Origin of the sequence: Vineibacter terrae (genome assembly GCF_008039615.1) — a bacterium.
Taxonomy (GTDB): Bacteria; Pseudomonadota; Alphaproteobacteria; order Reyranellales; family Reyranellaceae; genus Vineibacter; species Vineibacter terrae.
The window spans coordinates 14016-38207 of record NZ_VDUZ01000039.1 but is presented as its reverse complement, the minus strand read 5'-3'; the positions used below and the strand labels follow the sequence as shown (position 1 = coordinate 38207).

General features: G+C 64.1%; 15 protein-coding genes. 3 read left to right on the top strand and 12 right to left on the bottom strand.

Annotation, left to right across the window (positions count from 1 at the left end; all coding sequences use genetic code 11):
- Window positions 1–11 precede the first annotated feature (11 nt).
- From FHP25_RS28440 to FHP25_RS28420, 5 genes are all read right to left on the bottom strand, one after another.
- Window positions 12–365: an Hpt domain-containing protein gene (locus tag FHP25_RS28440; RefSeq protein ID WP_147850369.1), complete on the bottom strand. Its 354-nt coding sequence runs from the start codon at window positions 363–365 to the stop codon at window positions 12–14.
- Window positions 362–784: a response regulator gene (locus tag FHP25_RS28435; protein ID WP_147850368.1), complete on the bottom strand. Its 423-nt coding sequence runs from the start codon at window positions 782–784 to the stop codon at window positions 362–364. Before FHP25_RS28435 ends, FHP25_RS28440 begins: the two co-directional genes overlap by 4 nt.
- Window positions 774–3293, bottom strand: coding sequence for an ATP-binding protein (locus tag FHP25_RS28430; protein WP_178133843.1), 2520 nt, complete (start codon window positions 3291–3293; stop codon window positions 774–776). Before FHP25_RS28430 ends, FHP25_RS28435 begins: the two co-directional genes overlap by 11 nt.
- Before the next feature lie 378 nt (window positions 3294–3671).
- A complete protein-coding gene (locus tag FHP25_RS28425; protein WP_147850366.1) occupies window positions 3672–4019 on the bottom strand; it encodes a hypothetical protein in 348 nt (115 codons plus the stop codon).
- A 525-nt stretch (window positions 4020–4544) separates the two neighbouring features.
- Window positions 4545–5474, bottom strand: coding sequence for a hypothetical protein (locus tag FHP25_RS28420; protein WP_147850365.1), 930 nt, complete (start codon window positions 5472–5474; stop codon window positions 4545–4547).
- Window positions 5475–5926: 452 nt separating this feature from the next.
- Here FHP25_RS28420 and FHP25_RS28415 point away from each other — a divergent pair, with 452 nt between their 5' ends.
- Complete coding sequence (locus tag FHP25_RS28415) at window positions 5927–7150, top strand: ISAzo13 family transposase (protein ID WP_147850364.1); 1224 nt, start codon at window positions 5927–5929, stop codon at window positions 7148–7150.
- A gap of 4 nt (window positions 7151–7154) precedes the next feature.
- On the opposite strand, the gene FHP25_RS28410 is transcribed toward FHP25_RS28415, so the two are convergent.
- The gene (locus tag FHP25_RS28410) at window positions 7155–7643 is read right to left on the bottom strand and encodes an HNH endonuclease (RefSeq protein ID WP_147850363.1); all 489 of its coding nucleotides are present in this window, start codon (window positions 7641–7643) and stop codon (window positions 7155–7157) included.
- A 468-nt stretch (window positions 7644–8111) separates the two neighbouring features.
- Between FHP25_RS28410 and FHP25_RS28405 the strand changes: the two genes are divergently transcribed.
- A complete protein-coding gene (locus FHP25_RS28405; RefSeq protein WP_178133842.1) occupies window positions 8112–9764 on the top strand; it encodes a site-specific integrase in 1653 nt (550 codons plus the stop codon).
- A 96-nt stretch (window positions 9765–9860) separates the two neighbouring features.
- Window positions 9861–10235 carry a restriction endonuclease gene (locus tag FHP25_RS28400; protein ID WP_231712511.1) on the top strand — a complete coding sequence of 125 codons (375 nt, stop codon included), beginning with the start codon at window positions 9861–9863 and terminating at the stop codon, window positions 10233–10235.
- Between the two features lie 637 nt (window positions 10236–10872).
- On the opposite strand, the gene FHP25_RS28395 is transcribed toward FHP25_RS28400, so the two are convergent.
- Genes FHP25_RS28395 through FHP25_RS28370 form a run of 6 tightly spaced genes read right to left on the bottom strand, consistent with a single transcriptional unit; the run spans window position 10873 to window position 24162 of the window.
- A complete protein-coding gene (locus FHP25_RS28395; protein ID WP_147850361.1) occupies window positions 10873–12207 on the bottom strand; it encodes an McrC family protein in 1335 nt (444 codons plus the stop codon).
- Window positions 12204–14579, bottom strand: coding sequence for an McrB family protein (locus FHP25_RS28390; RefSeq protein WP_147850360.1), 2376 nt, complete (start codon window positions 14577–14579; stop codon window positions 12204–12206). Before FHP25_RS28390 ends, FHP25_RS28395 begins: the two co-directional genes overlap by 4 nt.
- Window positions 14580–14587: 8 nt before the next feature.
- Window positions 14588–17446: an ATP-binding protein gene (locus tag FHP25_RS28385; RefSeq protein WP_147850359.1), complete on the bottom strand. Its 2859-nt coding sequence runs from the start codon at window positions 17444–17446 to the stop codon at window positions 14588–14590.
- A 10-nt stretch (window positions 17447–17456) separates the two neighbouring features.
- Window positions 17457–20084 carry a DUF1156 domain-containing protein gene (locus FHP25_RS28380; RefSeq protein WP_147850358.1) on the bottom strand — a complete coding sequence of 876 codons (2628 nt, stop codon included), beginning with the start codon at window positions 20082–20084 and terminating at the stop codon, window positions 17457–17459.
- A complete protein-coding gene (locus FHP25_RS28375; protein WP_147850357.1) occupies window positions 20081–23470 on the bottom strand; it encodes a DEAD/DEAH box helicase in 3390 nt (1129 codons plus the stop codon). Before FHP25_RS28375 ends, FHP25_RS28380 begins: the two co-directional genes overlap by 4 nt.
- Window positions 23467–24162: a JAB domain-containing protein gene (locus FHP25_RS28370; RefSeq protein ID WP_147850356.1), complete on the bottom strand. Its 696-nt coding sequence runs from the start codon at window positions 24160–24162 to the stop codon at window positions 23467–23469. Before FHP25_RS28370 ends, FHP25_RS28375 begins: the two co-directional genes overlap by 4 nt.
- Between the last annotated feature and the right edge of the window lie 30 nt (window positions 24163–24192).

Below are 24192 nucleotides of genomic sequence, written 5' to 3'. Positions count from 1 at the left end.
AAGGTCATCGGTCAGTTCCTGGTACCAAGCTTGTCGATCTCCTCCAGCAAGGCGCCGGCTGCGGCGCGCAGCGCACGCCGTTCATCGTCGATGCTGCGGCTCGGGTCGGCCACGGCAGCTGCCACGGCTTCTGCGGCCGTCGCCTGGCGGGACAATTCCTCGAATCCCAGGGAACCCGCCGTGCCGGCGAGACGGTGCGCGTACTGAGCCAATGCCGCGGCGACTTCGGCCGGCTGTATCTCATCGCCCTCCGCAGCCAGTGCCTTTCGCCAGGCGTCCAGCCGCGCACGCTCCCCGATGGTACGCTCGCAGAACCTGACGCGGATGGCGTCGATTGCCGATCCGAACGAAGCCGATTGCGTCATGGCTGCACTCCTCCTTCACCGGCCCCGGCGCCGCCGTCGGCAGCTGCCCAGAGGTCGCGAATCTGGTCGGCGACCTTCATCGGATCGAACGGCTTGGAGATCACGCCGATGGCGCCCAGGTCGCGATAGCGCGCAACCTCTCCGGGCTGGACCTTTGCCGTCATGAAGATCGCCGGCCGCTGCCCGACGTCGGGTATATCGCGCAGGGCCGCAAGGACGCTGGGCCCATCCATGTCAGGCATCATCACGTCGAGGAGGAAGAGATCCGGCCGAAACGACGGCGCGGCGGAGAGCGCTGCACGTCCATGGTCGCACACCAGCACTTTGAAGCCGCCGACCGTCTCCAGGGCGAGCTGCGCGATCGCCGCGATATCGGGATCGTCCTCGACATACAAGATCTTCTCCAGTTCACGCCGCATTGTGAGTCTCCGGGGTCGGCGTGGAGTCGTCGCGTGGGGTCTCAGGCTGCGGACTGCGGTCCAGGATGTGCCTGATGGCCGACAGCACCGCATCATTGGTCGTACGGGCGCGGATAAGGGCTGCACCGACGCGGCTGGCGACAGCATCATCGGCTTCGGCTGAGGACGACAGGATGAGCGGCGTTTCCGGCCTGATATCCGGCAACAGGGTCTCTGCGTGCTCCATGTGAAGGTTCAGCAACACCAAATCAAAGTCGTTGTCGGCCATCAGCCGACGCGCTGCCGCGACGGTCGTCGCCGGCACCGGCACGACATGGCCGGCAAAAAGCGCCGCGATGGCACGTCGGGTCTCGTCGTCACCCTCGACATGGAGCAGGTGGGGCAACCGGCCTTCCGCCTTCGAGGCGGCGATCCGCGCGGCGCGCAGCAATCGATCGCGATCGATCGGCTTGTCGATCCAGTCCAGCACACCAACGACGCCACCGTTGACGAGCCGCCGGCTTTCGTTCGCCTTGCCGGAGACCACGATGGCGGGCAGATCCTGTGTATGCGGGTCGGCGCGCAACTCGCGGAGAAACTGCACGCCATTCTCGTCAGGAAGACCGAGATCGAGCGTGACGCCGGCGTATTTCCGGGTCCGCAGCCGATCGCGCGCCATCTCGGCATCGTAGGCGATGTCACAGGCGAAACCGCCCTGCTCCAGCAGCATCGCGATGACGCGCGCAGTGTCCGGCTCGTCTTCAATGACGAGCAACTTCGGCAACCCATCCACGACGGGCAGCGGCGCCGGTACGTGCTCAGGCTCCACCCACTCCGGAAAGTCGACATGAAACGTTGTTCCCTCGCCCGTCTGCGAGACGAACGTGATGTCGCCGTTCATGTTGTCGACGATGGCCTTGGTGATGCTCAGGCCCAGCCCGGAGCCGCCCTTGCGGCGGGTGTCGGAAGGGTCGGCCTGGGCGAAGCGCCCGAATATCTTCGACCGGAAGGCCTCCGGGATTCCGGGCCCCTTGTCCTTCACCGAGATGCGCAGCTTATGTCCGCGGCGCTCCAGGCTGACCTCGATGCGGCTGCCGGACGGCGAGAACTTCGCCGCGTTGGACAGCAGGTTGTTCATCACCTGCATGAACCGGTCGCTGTCCACCCGCGCCACGCTCTGGGGCGCGCCATCCGAAAAGTCGCACTGGACGCCGAACTGCCGGAAATATCCGTCATTGGCGGAGATCGCCTGCGCGATCAGCGGTCCAACCGCTTGCGGCTTGAGATCCAGTGTGAGCCGTCCGGATTCAATCTTTTCTATGTCGAGGATGTCGTTGATCAGCCGCACCAGACGCTCGCAGTTGGCGTAGGCGATCTCCAGCAACGGCACAACGCGCTGGGGGATTCCCTCCAGCATGCCGCCGACAACCAGGCCAAGAGAGCCGCGGATCGACGTCAGCGGCGTCCGCAGCTCGTGACTGACGGTTGAAACGAATTCGTTCTTGACCCTGTCAAGCTGCTTGCGTTCCGTGATGTCGAGATAGGTCGCCACCCAGGAACCGTCCGGCAATGGCACGCGTCGCGTTTCTATGGTGCGGCCATCCTCCAGAGGGATCTCGTCCGTCCAGGCTTGGCGCTCCCGCAGCTTCGAGGCAGCACGCGCGACGATGGTGTCGGCGCGCGCCGTTGTCATACGTCCCCTGCCGACGGTCCGATGCACGAGGGTGTGGAACGTATCGCCGACCGCAACCTCCCGCGCATCCAGCGCCATCAGCTCAAGAAAATGCTCGTTCCACAGCGTCAGGCGATTGTCGGTATCAAAGACGGCAATCCCCTGGGCCATGGTATCGATCGTGGTGCGCAGCAGACGTGTCTGATCGGCCAGGCGACGCACCGTGCCCAAGCGTTCTTCGAAGGCATTGCGGATCAGCACGACAGCGCAGATCAACGCGCCAATGGCCAGCAGCGTCCCGACAATCAGGGTCAGACGCGTGAGCCAGAAACTGCCGGAGGCCCGCTCGTCCTGTTGTTCGACCTGCTGTTGCTCCATGGCGTTCAGGAGACGAACGATCTCCAGCGCCTTGTCACGGGTGACAAGGGCCTCGGCCACCATCGCCGAGCGCTCCGGCAATACGGTCGGATCCGACGGCAGCGCGATGATTGCGGCCGCCTGCTCCAGGTACGACTGGATCAAGGGACGCAGCTGGCTGACCCGTTGCTGCTGTTCGCCATTGCCTGCAGCCAGACGCTCCATATTGGTGAGCGCTGATGTGAGCCGGCTCGACGCTGCGGCCATATTCTCGCGCGCAATCATGGCGCCGCGGATATGGACGCGCAGCCAGGCCTCGATTTCGCGGCTGGCGTTATCAATGATCGTGAGCTCGGCCCGGGCCTCAAAAGAGGCATTTGCCATTTGCTCGAACCGATCGGCGTCGTCGATCGCCCTGAGCGCGATACCCGTCAGGGATCCCAGCAGAAGCGCCATTCCGACGGTCGCGGCGATAAGACGCCACAAGAATACGGACTTCATGATTGTCCACAAATCGACGGTTGGCCAAATATGATCAGCGAATATACGCGCACTTGCGCCGCCTGCGCTGCGTTGGCAAGAGGCATCCAATCCAATCTCCATACGCCAAGGCGATGGCGCGTGCATCCATCGCGATTTCACTGGCGCGCATATTCTTCGGATGCCCGCAGAGCCTCCTGAAAGACGTTTTGCCGCGTGAGCGTCGTTCATCGGCGCCGCACCGATGGGCGGACTCGACGACATCCAATTGGGTCCGATCTTGACCATTTTGGGCATTACGGACTCACACGACAGCCGTCGACGTTGTCGGCACCGGGCGAGAGCGCCCTGAACGTCACCTGTTGCCAGCCTTGAAGCGTCGTGAATTGCCCCACGATGCTATTTTTTCAAGGACTCTGGAGTGCGCTCGCCCGCGTAGACGCATGCAAACGCTGACGATGCAGGGGTCTGATTTGAACCTGGTTGGACGTGCATCACGACCGCCTTGGAAAGATCGCAATACTTGGCAATGTAGGGTGTTGAATCGGCGCGCGCGAGGTTGCTGACCGATAAAGCCATGCCCGGCGAGCATGTACCGATTCCTGTAATTTTGTCGTCGAGTGGACGGGTGCGATCTCCACTCCATTGAATGACGACTTGACAGAATTTTTCCTGAGCCTGCGCGGCCGTTGCGGCAAGATGGGCAACGGCACCCAAATACAGCGCCCGCCTGATGATGCTGGCCATTGTCGGGTTCCCTTGTCTGCGCGGCCTCAGGTCCGCGACCGCGCCGTAGAATGACGGACCGGCGCCACAACTGCCAAGCCGACAGAGCTGCATCATTGATGTTTGTGTTCTTGAATTCAATCGCCGAACAGACTCGGCAAGCGAATGTAGCACCTCACTGCACGCGAGCCGGATCAAGTAGGGAAGCGCAGGAAGCCAGCACGTCGCCAAGCTCGCCGGCGATCACAGTGGTCGATGGCAAGAACGTCGCGGTCCCCAGTACCAGTTCTCGCTCGGGTCAAGGCTAACAACGTCGATCGTGTGCGCCTGGGCGGAGGAGTCAAAATGAGCGCCCGTTTGGGGCGACGCTCGCCGCGATGGAGGAGGAAGGGCTTGTCGAGCGCCGCCCCACCCCAGCGATGGGCGGCACATTCGCGGTCACGTCAAACTGTACAAAACTGGTGCGTGCCTCCGATTACATGGCTTGCCGATCATTGTGGTGGATGTCGCGGGCCGTGCCCCCGGGTCGCATCAGCAGCCCCTGCCTCACACCACCGTGGACAGGAGCCGCGGCAGAGCGGTGTCATGAGACTTGATCCGTCCGTTCCATTTGCCGGGCGCGTCGGGCCGGATCATCGGCGCCTGGTTCACCGCGTAGGCGGTGTGCAGCTTCCAGTTAAAGCTGTCTTCCGGAACGCGCTTGAGCACGAGACGGACATTCTTCATCGAGACCGCCTGGACATGCAGGTAGTCGAGGAGATCGGACAGGTTCGGGAAGCGCGTTTGCATCTTGGCCACGAGGTAAGCCGGGATCTCGCTGCCTTTGGCTTTGGCCTCTCTGTACACCATCTCATCGTGCAGCGAGACCGTCTTGCCTTTGAGGATCTTGGTCCCTTCCAGGTAGTCGTTGAACGCCGTTTCGAACTCGTCCTTCGACCGCTTTGGTTTGCTCTGATCGCGCACGAAGCTGATGCCGCAAATCTCGGACGGCGGATGGACGATGATTTCGATGTACTTGTACTTGCACCACGTCTTGACCTGCCTGGGACCATGTCCGGTGACCATCTCGGCCCACATCCCGGTTCTCAGATCCGCTGTTCGTAGAGCGGCGGCGTTGATTGCGGCAACCTCGACTTCCGGATTCAGGAAGGCGCCCACGCTGTCCGCTTCGGCGTAGCGAATGTTCCGCGTGCGACCTGGCGCGTTCATCGTGTCGCCCATCGAGGTGTCCCACTGCAGGATCGTGCCGCGAACGCCGGTCTGGGCGAAGGGCTGGTCCGGCGTTTCACCGGTCATCAGCCGGACCAGCTGTGCTTCCCAGCCCGTCTGGTAGCCGTGCCGCGAAATGGTGTGAAACGCCGTCTGCTTCGTGCCCTTGCTGATCTCCTTGGCGAGAAACTTCTCGTGGGTCCTGAAGGCTTTGGCCTTCTGTCCGATCAAGCGTTCGAGCGCTGCCTTTTCTTCGGCGGTGATCATGGCCGGCTCCCCACGATGCTTGCATGAAGTTGCACCAGTCAGCCCCCCACGCGCGCCATCCCGCAACAACAACATAGTCCGAATTGAAGCGATCGGCCCTTTGTCCCGCTGTCCGCCCCGCGATAGCCCGCCGCCCTCGCCGTGACATCAATGCCTCTTTTCCAGCACGTCGGATGACGGTATCCGCCGGTTGATCGGGAAGTACAGCGAGTACCAGATCGAAATGGATTTCGTCACCATTCCAGAATTGGAAAACAGCGAACTGTATGGCTTTGCAACGCGCGTGCGACGACGAACATCGCCGGCAGGCTTCGTTACGTACGGGGAGTCCCATACGTAACCTGCTGAGTTGGAGCACCTAAGGCGTTGTCCGCCGATAGATGAATCGATCGTGATCGGCGGTTTGGGGGTGATGGATTCCGTTTGGCTGGCGGGGCCTATAGCATGCCGGTGTGATCGATGAATCAGTCATCCGGCAGCGGTTTGAGACGCTGCGTCCTGTGCTCGACGAACGGGCACGGCGGCGCTTTGCGGCGGCGGAGGCGCGGGCGGCGGGGCGCGGCGGGATCGCAGCGGTGGCGCGTGCCACCGGCATCGCCCGCAGCACTATTGGCCGGGCCTTGCGCGAGGTGCGCAGCGGCGAGACGATTGATCCGACGCGGGTGCGTCGGCCGGGGGCTGGTGGCAAGCCGAAGAGCGCGACGGATCCGAGCCTGGTCGCTGACCTGCGGGCGCTGATCGAGCCCGACACGCGGGGCGATCCCCAGTCGCCGCTGCTGTGGACGTGCAAGAGCCTGAGCAAGCTGTCCGGCGCGTTGTGCGCCATGGGCCACCAGATCGGCCGCACGCTGGTGGGCGAGCTGCTGCACCAGCTGGGCTATCGGCTGCAGGCCAATCGCAAGGCCCGCGAGGGGTCGAGCCATCCTGATCGCGACGCCCAGTTCCACTACATCAACGAGCAGGTGAAGGCGGCGCTGGCCGCCGGCGAGCCGGCGATCTCGGTGGACACGAAGAAGAAGGAGCTGGTCGGCGATTTCAAGAATGCCGGGCGCGAATGGCATCCCCAAGGCTCGCCGCCGCAGGTGCGCGTGCACGACTTCGTCATCCCGGAACTGGGGCGCGCGGTGCCCTACGGCGTCTACGACATCGCCGACAATACCGGCTGGGTGAGCGTCGGTATCGATCACGACACGGCGGCATTCGCGGCCAACGCCATTCGCAGCTGGTGGCTGCAGAGCGGCCGCCCGCGCTACCCTGGCGCCACGCGTCTGGTGATCACCGCCGACGGCGGCGGCAGCAACGGCTCACGGGTGCGGCTGTGGAAGCTGGAGCTCCAGAGGCTCGCCGACGAGCTGCGCATGCCCATCACCGTCTGCCACCTGCCGCCCGGCACCAGCAAGTGGAACAAGATCGAGCATCGCCTGTTCTCGTTCATCACCGCCAACTGGCGCGGCAAGCCGCTGGTCAGCCACAAAGTCATCGTCGAGCTGATCGCGGCCACCACGACCAAGGCGGGCTTGACGGTGCGCTGCCAACTCGATCCCAACACCTATCCGGCCGGCATCAAAGTCTCGGACGCCGACCTGCAAGCGATCAATCTCAAACGCCATGACTTCCATGGCGACTGGAATTACACCGTCGAACCGACCTGTTTCGATGTAGTTATTCGTGGATGACGCCTTAGCACGCTAGCAGTCGGATGCGTACGGTGATCAAGTCGGATGGCATCTTAGGGTGCGTTACGATGGATATCTGGAGCAACTCCGTCGAAGCCTTCTCCGTTCTTTTGATGCCGCCGATGTACTGCACGACGTTCGAGGTCTCGTTTTGGCAAATGATCCTGCGCAAGAACGGCTCGAACGCATCAATGCCAACCTCAGCCGCAACCTCCTGATCGACGTCGACAAACGTCCAGTCATCCTCAGGCCCGAGCTTCACCTTCAGAGGTAGCTTCTTCGGGCGCGCTTTCCGACGGCGCGTTGGCATGTCGAAGTACATGCGTAACGGACCCAGCATCGTGCGTAGAAACACCTGCTCAAAGGCTCCCGTGGCACGGGCGCAGGCAGCACAGCTTGATTTGGGAACCACCCATCGTCCACCGAGAGCGAAAGGAATGATGTGCTCGTCGGTCAGCGCTTCCGTGTGCGTTGGCAGCGGGAAACGGGCCATACCCTGAATATGCCGCTGGGCAACAGGGTGGTCTAGGTTCCTCCCGGTTGGTCAACCCGCCCGAGGCATACACCTACGCAAGGCGGAACGCAGAAACGCCGTGAACCGGAAAGGGACCGGCACGATCGCCCAGACCATCGCCTGGATCAGTTCTGGGGTGTCCTGGGCGTCATCTGTCGCGGCCCCACCAGACGGCCGACAAGGATCAGTCGCGCCCAGCGGCCGCGAAAAACCACGTTGGCCGCGACCTACCCGATCGCACTTGTGGATAGGCTTGTGCGGACCATGGAGTTTCACCAACAAGCTCTTGAAATAATTGAATAATTTGTCGAAATGGCGGAGAGGGTGGGATACTCCGGATGACGACGATCCGAGTGCGATTTTGCCGCAACTTTTTGAAAAGCCATGGCTTTCCGCCCATGTCGTCGTTACAAACCTCGTTACAAACTTGGCGTGCGTGCGTGGACCATGGGCAGAGAAAAGTATTTGATTGAGCGTGATGGTCGGTATTTCGCGCGAATTGTGGTTCCCGCAGAGCTTCGGCGAATTTTAGGTAAGACCGAACTCAGACAGAAGCTGGGACCAGATCGGAAGGTGGCCCTCAAGAAGCTCCCGAGGGCAGTCGCGGACCTCCAAGATCAGTTAGATGCAGCACGCCTGCAAGCATCCGAGAAGGCTCAGACCCCGGAAACCGTCGCGCGCCTTTACTACGAGCGTGAGCTTGCCCGCGATGAACAGCTCCGCTTCGGGCCTCTCGCGGAAGACAGCATCGTCGAACAGCTTCTGGGCCGAGCTATCCGACCCGCCTTGCTGGACAAGGTCCGCCGGGAGGCTGGGGGTGGAAGTCTCGCGGCGGTCGAGCCGATCCTAGACGCAATGATCGAGGCTGGCGACGTGGTCGCTGCCAGGGGCACCCCCATCTACTTGGAGATGGCCAAGGCTATCCTAAGAGCTCGCACTGAGGCCGTTACCCGCCAGGTGGAAAGAGATGGGGCGGATTTTTCTGGCAAACCGACGGATCCGATCCTGATTGACCCGGCCCCGGTCGTCCCCACTACCCGACCCTTGTCAGTATTGGGCGGCGCGCGCGTTCTGTCCGAGCACAGCACCAAGACACTCTCGGACTTGCTGCCCATGTTCCAGGAGGAACGGAGGGTCGCAGATGCCACCGCCGACGAGTACCGCGTCGCCGTTCGCATGGCCGAAGAGCATTTCGGCACCCCCAAGCCGATTTGCGAGATCACGCGCCAGGACATCCTGGCCTACAAGCGTGCCCTGCTCAGGCTTCCCAATCGGTACACCATGCGCTTTCCAGGCATGACGGTCCCCGAGGCCATCGAGGCGAACCAGAAGCGGGCAACGCCTTACCCGACCCTTAGTCCGGCGACGATTCGGGACAAATGGCTGGCGCATCTTCGCTCGGTGTTGGGATGGTGTGCCGATAACGGCATCATCCCGGACAATCCAGCAGCCGGGGTCAAGGTCGACGAAGGTAACGCCTTCAGGGAGCCCAGTCGGTATCCCTTCACGCCTGGTGAGCTGGCCAAGATCTTCGGGCCGCCCCTATTTGCCCCGGAGGTGCCGTTTGACACACGACACTGGGCGCTGCTCCTTGCCCTCTTCACGGGCGCCAGGTCATCCAGCGAGCTCGCACGCCTCAGGCTCGATGAGATCTATACCGAGCAAGGTGTCCTCGTGTTTCACCTCGCTGGCGCGTCCAAGAATGTGCGCTCCAAGCGGATTGTGCCGGTGCATGATGAACTGATTCGCTTGGGCCTGCGCGAGTACGTGCAAATGCTTCGGGACAAGCACGAGACGCTTCTGTTTCCCGATTGGAAGCCGAAGGACAAGATCAACGACTGGTTCAATCGCACCTACCGTCACCAGCAGGGTGTGACGGGCAAGGGCAAGGTCTTCCATTCGTTTCGACACACCCTGAAGACAGCGCTGGCCCGCGCCGGTGTTGCTAAGGAACTGAACGATCTCATAACGGGGCATGCGGATCAGACCGTAAGCGGCACCTACATCCACGACCAGGCCACCAACATGATCGTCGCGATGGCGGCGGCCCTGAACAAGGTGACGTTCGACGGCGTGGATTGGAGGGCGATCCGGTTGTGACAGCGCCGACGAGCGATTCGCGCGCTTGTTCGACATCGTTGCACTCGGGTCGTTCAAGACGGCCCTGGTCGGGCGCAAGGGGGTTATCTCAAGAACATGGTTCAGGACACGGAGAAATTCGTCTTCGAGCATGTTATCTACGATTCCGGCGGCGTGGAACGCACCTTCGCGGAGCAGCTCGAAAAGAACGACGCGGTGAAGGTTTACGCCAAGTTGCCCGGCTGGTTCAAAGTCCCGACGCCGCTTGGCAGCTACAATGCCGATTGGGCCGTGCTGGTACAGATCGACGGGCAGGAACGCCTGTATCTCGTCGTCGAGACGAAGGGCAGCCTTTTCACCGAAGACCTCCGCGATCAAGAAGCCGCCAAGATCGCGTGCAGCGAGGCGCACTTCAAGGCGCTCGCGGTTGACCAGGACCCGGCCCGCTATGTGAAGGCGACCACGCTCGATGAGGTGCTCAGCCATGCTTAGCGCATCGGAATACGGATTGGGCGACCTTCGGAGGCGTGACGAAATCTCGACCACGCCGGTCTCGGAATCCCGCTGCCAGTCGTCTTTGTAAAAACCGAGCGGGCACCGCGCACTGCTGCACGCACGTTCTCTTCATTGCCAACCGCCATACGATCATGGGCATGGGTCGTGGCGACTACCGCCTCTGGCAATAGTGCGGTAGCGGCATCCCGCTCGCGTTGCCGTCTCCATCCGCCCATACCGCCCACCGCTCCAGCGCGGACAATCCCGCCCCAGGCCCACTGCAATCAACTGCGCCGCAAGAAGAGCGTTTCAGCCGATTCTGAGGGTCGCGGCAAGCCGTGTCTTGAGCAGCTCGGACACTCCCGCGTCACAATCCACGATCCGATCATACCGGAGCACATCGACCGAAGAGTCCCGACGGCGGCCGTGTCGCCCAGCACTGGGCTGCAGAACATGCCCCCGCAGCCCGTCGACTGAACGGGTCTAGATGCCCTGGATATTTCGGAACGATTACGTGTTGGCGACCGTTCGCTGTGCGTGCGGTCGCCCCGACATTCAGGACCGCAGCCGGAAGCCCTGATCATCGCGTCTTGGCAGGTCTCGAAGAGCCTATTGAGCAGATCGGCGCGGGTTATCACCGCGCTCCGATCTGGTCGGCGCCCGAGACGACCCGGGGCGGAACGACAGCCGCCGAAGGCGCGGCAGGCACCGGCCACCAGCGCTTGACCGTGCCGTCGAGGAGGTCGTCGACCGGGACGCCCACGAGCCGGATGCGAACCTGCTGGCCCGCTGCCGACGGCGCGAAGAGCAGCGTCGTCGCGCGCTCGAACTCGCCTCGCGCGAGCGGATGAAGGAGTAGTACCTCGCGCGACTCGGGCATCGCGTACGCCAAGCCGTAGGTCGTGAGCTGGTACAGTTCGGCCGATGACGGCGGGTTCTCGTGGCGGTTCTTGTACTTCGCGTCGGCGACCGCGACGACCTGCTTGCGGCGGCGGAAGACGAAGTCGGGCCGGATCGTGGGGTGGTTCCAGCCTCCGGCGTTCTCGATGTAGCTGAAGACGTCGGAGCGCACGTCCTGCATGCCGATCCGCACGTCGTCGGGGCAGTGCTCCGACAGGTAGTGCCCGAGAAAGCGCTCGAAGACCATATTCATGTTGAGCGTGAAGCTCGAGAGCGGCATCGCGCCCGCCTCGATGTGCTCGCCGAGGCGTGCCCCGTGGTGGATAAGGGCGATGAGCGTCAGCGCGGTTCGGTAGTGGCTCGATCGACGATCAAGGCCGGACAGCATCGCCTCGAGCCAGTCCGTGGTCAGCGGGCGACGTTCGAGGTCGCCGAAGAAGCGGTCTGCTGAGCGGGCGAGATCGAGGCGCAGGTCGCGGGAGTCCATCACTGACCCCGCGAGGCGAAGGCCCGCGGCCAAGACCTGGTTAAGCTCGTGGTCGACGGTCAGGTCGTCGTAGGTGCAGCGCAAGGTCGCCCGACGCGGGTGCGTCGCGATGTGGCGAAGATCGAGACGCCCTCGCGGCGTGGCGATGTCCTCGTTGCGCGACTGGTACGTCGGCAGCAGCCCGCCCCGCACGATGCGCTCGATGGCCCGGAGCAGCGACAAGCCGAGGAGATCGATGAGCCCGTGTTCCGCGCTCTCGTAGGTCGTGCGCGTCTCCGTGACGAGCAGGTCGGAGAGGTCGAAAGCGTAGGCGACCATGCGCATCAGGTTGCCGAGGCGCAGCTTCGGCAGGATGACGAGCCGCATCGAGCTGAGGTTGACGGTGCCGATGTGCGGACCGACGGACACCGAGAGCCCGGAGCGCAGCTCGGTGAAGCGCAGGCTTGCGCGGCCCTCCAGCTCCGCGATCAGCTCGCGGTCGGCAGCGGAGAGCCGCACGTCGCGCAGGAGCGCGCCAGCGCCCGGCGTCTCGGGCGTGGTGGTGCTCCACTCGCGAACCTGCAGAACAGGGGGTGGGGTCATGCCTTCGGGCCTTCGTCGTCGTGCGGCTCTTCGAGATCCTCGTCGTCCGGCAGGTCGTCACCGAGCACGGCGTCGTGCTTCTTGTCGTCCGGCGTGACGATGGCGGTGAGCGCCTGCGCGAGCGCGTCCTCGCGGCCGGGCTCGAAAAGCTCGAAGCGAAGGTTCGCCGTGTCGCGATCGAACACGCCGCCCCTGTCGGCCGCGAGGATGTTCGCGAGCTTGTTCGGGTCCTCGTAGCAGTACTCCTGCAAGAGCGGCCAAAGCTCGTCGCGCACGATCTCGCCGATGCGGCTGATGGTGGCAGCGGGCTTGCCACCCGACATGAAGTACGCGTGGCCCACCTGCAGGTTGCGACCGTCGCGCCCTAGCTGCTCGACGATGCGGCGGTTGATGGCGCGGAGCCACGTGCTCAGTGCGACGTCAGCGATGCTGCCGGTGCGGAGCAGGTGCGGCTCGGGCAGCAGCTCCTTGAACGCGAAGCGCCGACGAAGCGCGGTGTCGAGGAGCAGGATGGAGCGGTCCGCCGTATTCATCGTGCCGATAACCAGCAGGTTATCGGTGACCGTGAACGGCTCCTTCGACAGTGGCAGCATCGCGCTCGTCGTGGCGCGCTTCGAGGTCTCGATGAGCGTGATGAGCTCGCCGAAGATCTTCGGGATGTTGCCTCGGTTGATCTCGTCGATGATGAGGACGAACCGCTTGGCAGGCTGCGCCTGTGCCGCCGTCACCATCTTCTTGAAGATGCCTGGCTCGAGCTTGAAGCCATCGCCGTCGGGCCGGTACCCCTCGATGAAGTCCTCGTAGGAGTACATCGGGTGAAAGGTGCAGGTCGCGATGAACGGATCGGTGCCGCCGCGCCCGTAGACCATGTCGCGCTGGCGGTCAGAGAGCTGCGAGGGCAGGCAGTTGAAGTTGTGGCGCGCGATGACTTCGAGGGCGATGCGCTCCGCGTGGTAAGTCTTCCCGGTGCCGGGGGGGCCGTAGAGGATGACTTGCCGCTTCCGGTCGAGCATGTCGACGACCTGGCGCGCGATGCCTTCAAGCGGCGGAGGCGGATCGACCTTCACACCCGACGAGTGCGCGGCTCCGCTGACGACCTTGGGCAGCAGCACCGAGGGCGTGTCCGCGAGCGAGTTGAAGTTCGGCCACGAGGCGGGCCCGATGCCGTTCACGAGCAAGGAGGCCTCGATGTCCGCGACGGCAGGATGCGTGGGTTCGAGCGAGACCAGGCCCGTTCCCAGCTCGCTGATCGGCGTCGAGACCTCGAAGCTGCGGTTGTGAACCCACCGGACCGGAACCTCATGGGGCCGCTTCGCTCCCTGCTTGAAGCGGTAGCTGCCCGTGACGATACCGACGGCTTCGACCGTCGAGGCGTCCGAGAGCAGCGCGACGAGGCTGCCCTCTTCGAGGCGGTACACCAGCTCGATGAGGTTGCGGGCCTCGGTCGAATGGGCGTCGAGCGAGGCATCCTGGAAGGCGGTTCGCACGACGACGCTGATGTCGCTCTTCTTGTTGAGCGCGATGGCCTCCGCGAGGCTCCCGACCTTCGAGGGGCCCAGAGCGAGGTGCTCGTGCGCGAGCATCTCCTTCCACGCATCGACCTCGCCCGCGAGCCCGAGGCACCAGTGGTCTCGTGGGATGAGCCCCTTGCCGACGCGATAGCGAAGTTGAACCGGTACCTCTACCAGCGTGGGGAGGCTGTTCCAGAACCGGATGATCTGGATGTCGATTGCGTAGAGCCCCTCCCACCGAGGCTTCTCGCCCACGTAGTACAGCGTCGCTTCGGACCAGGACGTCGTCGCGTTCCACGTCACAAGGTCCGGGAAGACGAGGTGCAGGTACTTGTGCATCCACGCGCTCTTGCTCCAGCGCGGGGCGGCATCCTCGACCGCCTTCTGGAACTTCTGCGGGTCGATGTCCTTGGCCTCTTTGCCGTGGAAGGCGCCCACTGCCTCGACCGCGTTGAGCAGCTCGGCGCGCCGCTCTTCCAGTGCCGTCAGCGCATCCGCCTCGCTGATGTTGGGGATCTCCCGTCCCCCCTCCAGCTTCGAGCGCCACGCGCCCGTCTTCTTCTCCTGCCACGGGCCGAACTTTGCCGCCGAGCCACCCGCGATGCTGCCGAACAGTGCGAAGTTGAACTCGCCGTCGTTCTTGAACTCCAGCCAATAGTCCATCGGCTGGTCGTTGCTGGCGTTGTGAGGGAGCAGCCGCAGTAGGTCCGGGCCGCTCATCTTGGCAAGCTGCTCGGGCCCGAAGTGCGCGAGGAACGCCGAGCGCTGGCGAGAGAGCTCGGTGACGTCAGGCAGAACGAAGGACCGCCCGAGCTCCGCCGCGATGTAGCGATTGAGGATGTCGTGGACGTCCTTGTTCATGCGCGCTCTCACTCCTCGTCGATCTTCAGCAGGTCATCGGAGCGAAACAGGTTGAACAGCGTCTCCTTGACCGTGTCCTCGATGACGGTGGGGCTGAAGCCGTTCTCGGCAGACGCCTCGACCCTCACGACGATCTTGATGTTGTCCGCGTTGCGCCCGAGCGCGTTGATGATGCCGGTGTAGAACGTGTGGAAGTCGGTGAAGGGCACCTCGGCGTCGAGCGATACGCGACGCGCCTTCTTGTCCTTGGCGCCGCCCACGGGCTTCGCCGATGTTCCCGTAGCACCGACCGGCGCCGTGCCTCCGTTGCTGGTTCCGCCCGGCTGCGCCACGACGGTCACGCCGCCGATGGGGCCCGTGCCGATGAAGGTTCCCCCGGCGTCCTTGGCCTTCTGTTCGACCAGCTTCTGTTCGGCGAGCGCGCCCCGGATGAGCAGATGTCCATCCTCGAGCGACACGCCCGTCGCAGCGATCTTGTCCTTGTAGTGGACGACCTTGGCGTCCGCGGCTGTGGCGCCCTCGCAGAGCGCGAAGGTGCCCATGCTGACGCCCTCGACGATCGACTGCTTCAGCACGTCGTCGTCCTTGAGGATCGGCAGGTGGGTGAACTGCCGGAAGTAGTTGGGCAGCGCCTTGAGGCTCAGCGCGGCTTCTTCCTCGGGCCACACCTGGAGCTTCCTAGGATGGACCAGAAGGATCGGCGCGATCTGCTCGAGGTACTTCTGCTTGTCCTTCAGGAAGGCGACGACGAGGTCCGTGAGGTTCTGGTCCGTCGTCGCGGGCGGCTGCCCCATGTCGAGGATCTTGAGCGGGTCGCCGTTGCTGCCGCCCCACGCTGCGTGGCGGTAGGCGCGAAGGATCTGCTGGCGCACGCCCTTCGAGGAGTTCGCCTTCTCCGTCTGGAGCTGCGTGATCTGGGTCTTCGAGAGGTTGTGGCGCTCGCGGTTGGTGTCGACGTTCTCCGTCGCCAGGAGACCTCGCACCCGCTCCTTGAGCGCGGCGACCTCGCTCTCATCGGCGATGAGGAAGACGAGCGTGTTGCGCCGCGTGCGCGTGGCCGTCCCGCTCTTGTTGAGGATGTCGAGCACGGCAGCCTGCGTCTCGGCGCGGTTCGCCACGCCGAGGGTGCGCTCAGGCGGCATCACGACGAGCTTGTTGCTCGCGCTGTCGGCGATGTCGCCGGAACTTTCGGGCCAGACGTACGGAGAGAGCGGCGCTGCGGAGAGCAGCTTGCGCAGCTCGGCGCCAAGCCGCTCCCGCACCTGCTCGTCGTCCACGCCGTTTTTCGCGTCGAGGAGGATGCGATTGAGGTTCGGCGTCGTCGAGAAGCGAAAGCGCTCGCCCTCGGTGTTGATGAAGTGGAAGCGCTCCTTCATCTGCAGCACGACGCCGGGGATGGTGCCGAAGTCGATCTCGGGTCTGGCGGACGCAAGGTGTAGCTCCGCAGGCGTTGCACCGCGCGAGCCGTTACCCGCCTCGCAGGTGAACAGGAACGTCGTGGTCGCGAGGCCCGCAGCGACGTGCCACTGCGTCATCAGCGGGCTCTGCTTGTCGAGCTCAGGGGCGTTCGCGGTCGCGCCGATGATGTCGGCCTCGAGCGCAGAGCGGAACTCGCGGTCGACCAGCTCGAGTAGCTCGGAGCGCAGCTCCTCGTGGGTCAGATCGATGTCGCTCGCCTGGATGAGCCCACCGTTGTGGCTCTTTTTCAGCAGGTCGGCGACGAGCAGCGCGAGCACGCGGAGCACGCCGCGCGTGCGCTGGAGCTTCGGGTTCGCGCCAACGAGATTCAGGATGTCGAGCAGCGAGGGATGGAACGGGTAGCTCTTCTTGAACCGCTCCGCGTAGTCGCGCTCCTTCGCCGACTCCGGTATCTGCGGGCGGGCCTTCAGGTCAGCGATGTACGCTTGAATCGTCGCGTCCTGGTTGTTGGCCTTCTTGGTCCGCGTGCCCTTGTCGTCGGTGTCCTGCCCGAACGGCACGAAGAGGCGGCGCCGGATGATCTCGTGGACCTCGTCGCCCTGCACAGGCTCGCGGACCTTCTGCACACGGCCGAAGACTTCCTGGAGCGCCTGAAGCACCTGCAGCGAGGCCGTGCCGTGGGTCTGCGTGCCGTCGCTACGCGGCAGCGTCGCGACCACGATGACGCGCTCATGCTGCCCGGCGCGCGTGGTGAGGCGCTGCAGAAACGTCCGCGTCTGCGCGGCCAGCGTCGAGTCGGCCACCGACACTGCGGCGGCCGTCTCGACGTAGTTCGCTACCTCGTCGAGGATGATGAGCCCGCCCTTCGAGAACTTGAGCAGCTTGTCGATGTCGTTGCCGTCGGGGGAGACGCGGTCCGCATCGAAGTTCCGCACCAGCTCGTAGCCCGCCTTGCCCGCGAGCTGCCACGCGAGGTGGCCCCACATTGTCTGGACCGAGAGGCCAGGCTCGAGCTCCACCGCGCCAACGCCGATCTGGTTGCCGTCGAACGCGGCGACGGGAACGGCCGGCGGCGTCTTCCAGCCGCGCTCGAACCAGTACTCCTTCAGCGCCGGATGGTCGAAGCACGCACGCCCGTTCTTCACGAGGTGGTAGAGCGTGATGAGCGTGTGCGTCTTGCCACCGCCGAACGGCGTCTGGATCTGCATGACGGCGTCGCCGTCGCCCTGGCCCGTGAGACGACCAACCACCTCGCCCGCGAGCTGCCGCAGCCCGCCCGTGAGGAACGTGCGGTTGAAGAAGCGGACTGGGTCGAAATAGTCCGGGTTGCCGCTGCTGTTCAGCACGTCGGCAAGGCTGGCGGCGAAATCGCTCTGCTTCACCTTGCCTTGCTTGATGTTGTCGTGCGGGGTGACGACGTTCCGCCAGGGCGTTGTGGTGGTGGTCATAGTTCGTCTCCTAGAACAGCCTCTGTTGTTTCACGGCAGCCTCGTCTTTCTTCGTCGGCGTCGGCAGCGATCGTGCTCCGACCAGGAAGTTCTCGTAGAGAGCGCGCTCCTTGTCGCCCGGAGGCAGCACGTCGACGATGCTCTGCGCGAGGCGCTGCATGCGGTCAGCGCCACCGGGGGGCAACGCAGTCGCGAGGAAGTCCGCGAGGTCCTGGCGCTCGCCAGCGGCCCAAAGGTTCGCCGCTCGGTGGAGAACGTCGATGAGTGAGGCCAGGGTGCCGGTGGCAGCCGGCTCGCCGAGGCCCTTCGTCTTCTTGCGGTCGACAGGACCCTTGAGCGTGACCTTGTCGCCCGCCTTGCTCAGCATGCCACTGTCGACGACCAGTTCCGAGAACTCGCATCCCATCGACTGCGCCATGTGGATGGCCTCGCCGCTCTCGACCTCGGAAGTGCCGAAGGCCCAGCGCCAGATGACGTAGAAGCGGCTCGGCTCATCGACGTTGCCGGCTGCCTCGCCACGTACGATGCGCTGGAGCGCGTAGTCGGCGACGATGCCGCGTACCTTGTCGAGCAGCTCGGCGATCGACACCTCTTCGCCGCTCAGCTTCAGGACACGCTTGTGGCGCCCAAACACCTCGACGGCAGGACCGATGGCCGACATGAAGAAGTCGGCCCCTCGAATGCCTTGCGACCAGAAGTAGTCGAGGCGCTCATGAAGCCGCTCGTGGAGTTCGGGCTCCACATCGTCAACAAACCCGTCCGAGTCTCTCTTTCTCTTTCGACACACAATGAACACCGTGGATGCAAGCGAGGCATTTCCGTGTGCATCGGCGCGTTGGGGCATCTCGGTTTCGACCGGCCAGGAGGCCGAAATAACGAGGCCGGCGTCGAGCGTAGCCTTCAGCAGTGTCTCCCAGGCCGCGGTGCTTTTGTGCGCGAACACCACCACCGCGATACCATCTGGCTTGAGCACACGTCGGACTTCTGCGAGCGCACCGCGCATATCGGATTCAAATCGCTCTGCCGTCTTCACCCGACCAGGACGTTGGACAATCTCGCTTCGCTTGGGCGTTGAATCCGTCGCAAAGGCGTCTGGATACAACTCGCCGATTGCGATCTTGTGCCATCCGTAGAAGAAATCCGAAGCATCGCCGTATGCGATTGCATCGTAGTAAGGGGGGTCGGTAAGCACGACGTCGACGGAGTCAGACTTGAGTGAAATGTCCGCCGCAGAACTCCGGTAGACGACTCCCGAGGTCGTTGTACGAGGCGCCTGCTCAAGACTTTTGGTCATTCGCTCGAGGCACTGAAGCCACGAGCCACTCGACTCCGCCAAAGTGTTGGCTTCGGCGTAGTCCCACATCATCGGGACGTACTTGCTGGTGAACAGATTCCGAACGGCTTGCGCCTGCGGTTCCCACCGACAACAGATCGTAGACAGATCGGCCATGCGCGCGATGGCGCACGACAGCGCGGTGCAAACATCACGAGCCAACTCCGCCGCCTCAGCATCGCGGAGAATCGAGATGTACTCTTTCTGCACAACATCAAACTCGGCCTTAACCTCCATCGCAAAAGTGCTGAGCGCCAGCCTTTGGCGCGGGTTGTGGAGGTCGCTCCACAACCTCACTCCAAACGTCGCAGGAGTGAACTTTCTCGAGTCATCCTGCGGAAAGGGATTGGTAGGAACTTGTGAGCGTGAGGCGAGCATGCTCTCGGCGACGCCTACGCATTCGCGATCTCTCTTACTTGCAACGCGGTACGATTTGCGGCCTTCACCATCGAGGTAACCGACCGCGGCGAGAAAGTGGCCGATCCTCCCAGCCATCCCCTCAGCCTGCAGATAGCCGCGACTGCTGATCTGTTCACAGTATGGACAGTGAATTTTGCTCGCGGCGACCGTGCCTTCCTGCGTCGGCTCGGATTCGACCATCCGAAACTCGATGCCTTGCGCCGACGCATCCAGCTCTAGTGCAAGCGGGGCATCGCCCTTGCGAACCCACCAGTTTGCGGCGAGAGGATCTAGGCGGCGACACGCGGGGTTCTCACACGTCGCGGTTCGTACCCAGAGGAACGCGAAAACATCTTCGCTTGACCTGGAGTTGGCCTGGTATGCTTTGGCAAGTGACTCTCGGGCTCTTGTAGCAATTCGGCTGCCGGCGCGACGAACCAAGTCGGTGAAGCCCTCGCTGCCAGGTACCGGGTCGCGCAAAGCAACCTTTTTGCGGAGGACACCGTTCCATTTCGGAAGCGCCTCGACAAGGAGATGCTGCACCAGAAACGCAACAGGGTTCAGGTCTCCAACTACCGGCGACGCTCCGAGGCGCAGCGATTCAATTGCAGTAGCGCCAGAGCCACCGAAAGGATCGAGAACGACCTTTCCGCGAGCGGCGTCGAACGCGTGAAGATGAGAGCCGGTGAGGCGTCGATTGGCGACATCCTTGACGAGCTTGAAGGAGGCATCGCCCGGCGGTAGCAGGCTGGCCGCGATGGCTGCGCGCATAGAGGGCAGCGGCTTGCATGACCACCAGAGGTGCGTGTTTCGCACGTGGTGCCCCTTCGTCGACTTGTCGAACGCCGACTCCGCGCTCACCTCCGCAAGAGGGAAAGAAACCTCAATTAGACGCTTGTCACTCATCCGTCGTTCCTCTGCAGCCCGTCGATGTGGATGGATACTCGGCGGGTCGCTTCATCGACCTGGGCTGTCGTTGCGTCCTTCGGGGCGAGCCGCAGAAGCTGGTCGTCCTTGGCCACGTACAGCGCCGCGTGGCTATTCAGGTGCTGGAGCTGCGTCCACTCGGTGGACTTGAGCCACACCTTGCCGTCGCCATCAACGGCGCGCGCCACGAGGAAGTCGACGCCCTGGCCCTCGGCGTCGCTCGCCACGGCGTCGAAGCCGACGCCTTCGCGGCGCACGTCTTCGAGGACGCGGCCTCGCGACGACTCGTAGGCGCGCACCTGGTCGAGCACGCTCTCGTTGGCCTTCGCCGCGCCGACGTTGGCCGGAGCGGGCAGCACCGTCACGACGCCGAGAAACTCGGGCGCGCGGGGCACAAGCTGCTGCTCGAGCCGAATCTGGGCGAGGCGCTCCTGCTGGCGCCGCTTGGCTTCGTCCATGAGCCGTTGCTCACGGCCGAGGGAAAGTGTCATGTCCTGACCCGCGCTCGACTTGCTCTCGAGGCCAAGGAGGTGGTCGGAGTGCCGGCTGATGACGACGCGGAACGAGCGCTCGAGGTAGCGCTCCTTCAACGCCAGCTCCTTGAGGCGGCCGCTCGCGACATCCTCGACGAAGCGCGGCACGAGGGTCTCGAGGCAGAAGCGCGTGGCGGCGTGCTTGCGCACGTCGAAGTCCGTGAGCGGCGTTGGCGGCGGGTCATCGGTACGCGGCCTCAGGTCGTGGAGGCGAATCGGGTGCGCGGGCTCGAAGCCGGCGCTGCCCGGCGTGCCGAACTCGCGCACCGCGAAGAGGCGCTGTGAGAGCACGCGGCCAGTGCCATCACCAACCACGCCCCGGAAGAACCAGAGCAGCTCGGGGCCCTTGGCGTCGACGTCGAAGAACACGGCGCCGCGCGTGAGGGAGTCCGACGAGCTTGCCTGCGCGGCCTGCAGCACCGACTCGAAGAGCGCGTGGCCGGGGCCAAGTAGCTCGGTGCGCCCGTCCTCGCCGACCCTCTTCTTGTCGAATGAGAGCGAGAGGTAGCTGCGGCCGACGGTGCCAAAGCGACGACGGAAGTCGACCTCCTGCTCACGGCGCAGGTTCACCGGGACGCGCTCGACGCGGAGCTTGCCGTCGGCGCGGCGCTCCCAGCGCCCACGGTTTCGCTCCAGCGAGCGCGTGAAGAACGTCTCCAGGTGCGCCGGGATCAGCGCGTGGCTCTCGGAGCGAGCAGCGTCCTGGCGAAGCTCCGGCAGGTTCAAAAAGCGACGCGCGAGCCCTTCCTCGCGGGCCGCGATGAGCGACGCCTGGTGCTGTGGGCTTACGGCCTGCTCGATGCTCGACACAGCGTCTTGCAGCCGGCGACGGTTCGTGATGCACGAGATGATGAGGTCGGAGAGCGAAATCTCGTGGTCGTCGAGTAGATCGCCGACGAGGTCGAACACGCGGTCCGAGCCGAGCCCCCGCCGCATCTCATCCATCTTGTTGAGCAGCGCGACGAGCACCGCACCCTCGCGCGTGTCGGTCGCGACGAGGTTGAAAATGAAGACCTCGTTCTTCTGTCCGATGCGGTGGATGCGTCCCATGCGCTGCTCAAGGCGGTTTGGGTTCCACGGGATGTCATAGTTGACCATCTGGTTGCAGAACTGAAGGTTGATGGACTCGCCACCGGCCTCCGTCGCCACCATCACCTGCGCCTGGCCTCGGAATAGTTCCTGCTGCCTGCGGCGCTGCTCCATCGAGAGCGAACCATCGATGACGGCCACCGTGAAGCCCTGCGCGCGCACACGCTCGACGAGGAAGTCGAGCGTGTCCTTCGCCTCGGTGAAGATGAGAAGCTTCTCGCCCCGCGCAGCGAGGCCTCCGTCACGGAGGATCGCGTCGGTGAGCCTGATGAACTTCGCCTCGAGGCCGCTGCTGAGCGCTGCACGCGCGCGACGCACGAGGCGTTCGAGGGCGAGCACCTCGGCCTGCAGCTCCTCGATCGACTCGGCGTTGGTGAGTCGCTCGACCAAAGAGTCCTCGACCTTCCAGCGCTCCTCTTCGGTGAGGTCGTCGAGGTCTTCGACCTCTGCACCGCCGAGCAGGTCTTCGAGCACCGTGTCGTTGTCGTCTGACTTCAGCACGCTCTTCGCCGTGGTGGCGACGAGGGCGCGCACCTGATCGAGGAGCGTCTGGAGCCGGTCGTGGCGTCGCGTGAGTGACGCTGTGATGGCCGCGAGGCTCGACGTCAGGCGGCGCTGCAGGATGGTCATGGCAAAGCCGACGGTGCGCTTCTCCTTCTGCATCGCCTTGTTGAAGTGCTCGGCGACGTACTCGGTGACCTCGTCGTACAGCTCGCGCTCGGCCCGGCTTAGGGCGAAGGTGACCGTTTTCACCGTGCGCTGCGGAAAGAGTGGTGAACCGTCGAAGCGGCGCATCTCCTCCTTCAGGCGGCGCAGGATGATCGGGTTGTCCGACGAGCGCATCGCCTCTTCGAGGATCTGGCGATCGGCGAAGAGGTCCTTGTCGAGCAGCTCGAGGAGCAGCCGGAAGTTTTCCGGGTCGCCCTTGTGCGGGGTGGCCGTGAGCAGGAGCAGGTGCTTCGTGCGCACCGACAGCTCCTCGCCGAGCCGGTAGAGCCGCGTCTTGCGCGTCTTCTGCGAGCGCACGCCCTGCTGGTACGCGGCCATCTTGTGGGCCTCGTCGACGACAACGAGGTCCCAATCGGCGTCCTTGAGCGGCTCGAGCACGTTGTCGCGCGCGGCCCAGTACACTGAGGTAATGCAGCGGTCGGTCTCAGTCCACGGATTGCGGCCGACGTTGGCCTTCAGCACCCCATTGTCGATGATGGTGAACTCCTCGGAGAACTTGCTCGCGAGTTCCTCCTGCCATTGCCGCGCGACGAGCGGCGGGACGACGATGAGCACGCGTTCGGCAAGCCCACGGAAGCGCAGCTCCTTGAGGAGCAGGCCCGCCATGATTGTCTTGCCGGCACCCGGGTCATCCGCGAGGAGGAAGCGGACGAGCGGCGACTTCAGCATATAGCGGTAGACCGCATCGAGCTGGTGCGGCAGCGGCGTAATCGTCGAGGCGTTAACCGCGAAGTGCGGATCGTACTCGTAGGCCAGCCGAATCCGCATGGCCTCGACGGCGAGATGGAAGGCCTCGGCGTCGCCCGAGAAGTCCATCCCCTTCGCGCTGGAGAGGACCTTGAGCGCTTCGACCTGCGCGGCCGTGACGATGATGCCGGGGTAGAACTGGCGCGTGCGGGTGCCGACGGCATCGACCTGCAACATCGTGCCGAAGTGGTCGACGCTCAGCACGCGCACCGGCTCGGGCCACAGTGGGCCCTCGATCACCATGTTCTTCTCGAGGGGCACGCTCATGTCGGGGCTCCAGCGTCTACGCGAAGGAACTCGGCCTCAGCCATAGTGAAGGTGCGCCGTCCAGCGACGATGAGGTGATCGATGTCGGGCACGCCGAGTGCATCGAACACTGACACCAGCGTGCGGGTGACGGTGAGGTCCTCGTCGGAGGGCTGCGCCACGCCACCGGGATGGTTGTGTGCCAGGACGACCTTCGCGGCGTGGTGCCGGAGTGCGGCCTCGACGATGAGACGCGGGTAGACTGGTGCGCTCGCGAGGCTGCCCTCGTGGAGTGGTAGCGCGCGGACCACGTGGTTCTCATGCGTGAGCAGCACTAGAAGGAACACCTCGATGGTGGCCGTCGCGAGTTCGTCGACGACGAAGGGGCCGAGATCCTCGCGCGTGTTGAGCTGCGGCTTGTGCCCCCAGCGGTCGCGGAGGCAGCGGCGGGTCAGGCGTGGCATCAGGTGGAGGAGTGTTGCGCCAATCTCGCCGACACCGTCAACCTTCACCAGCTCGGCGGTCGGCGCGTCGAGGACGTTCGAGAGGGAGCCGAGACGTTCGAGGAGGGCGTGTGCGATCGGCTTCACATCCTTGCGCGGGAGCGCGTATTTCAGCAGCAACTCGAGAACCTCGTGGTTCTCGAACGCACCGAGCCCGCTCTCGTTGAAGCGGTCGCGGAGCCGCTGCCGATGACCCTCAACGTAAGACATCGCCTATTCGCACTCCTCCTCCTCACGCAA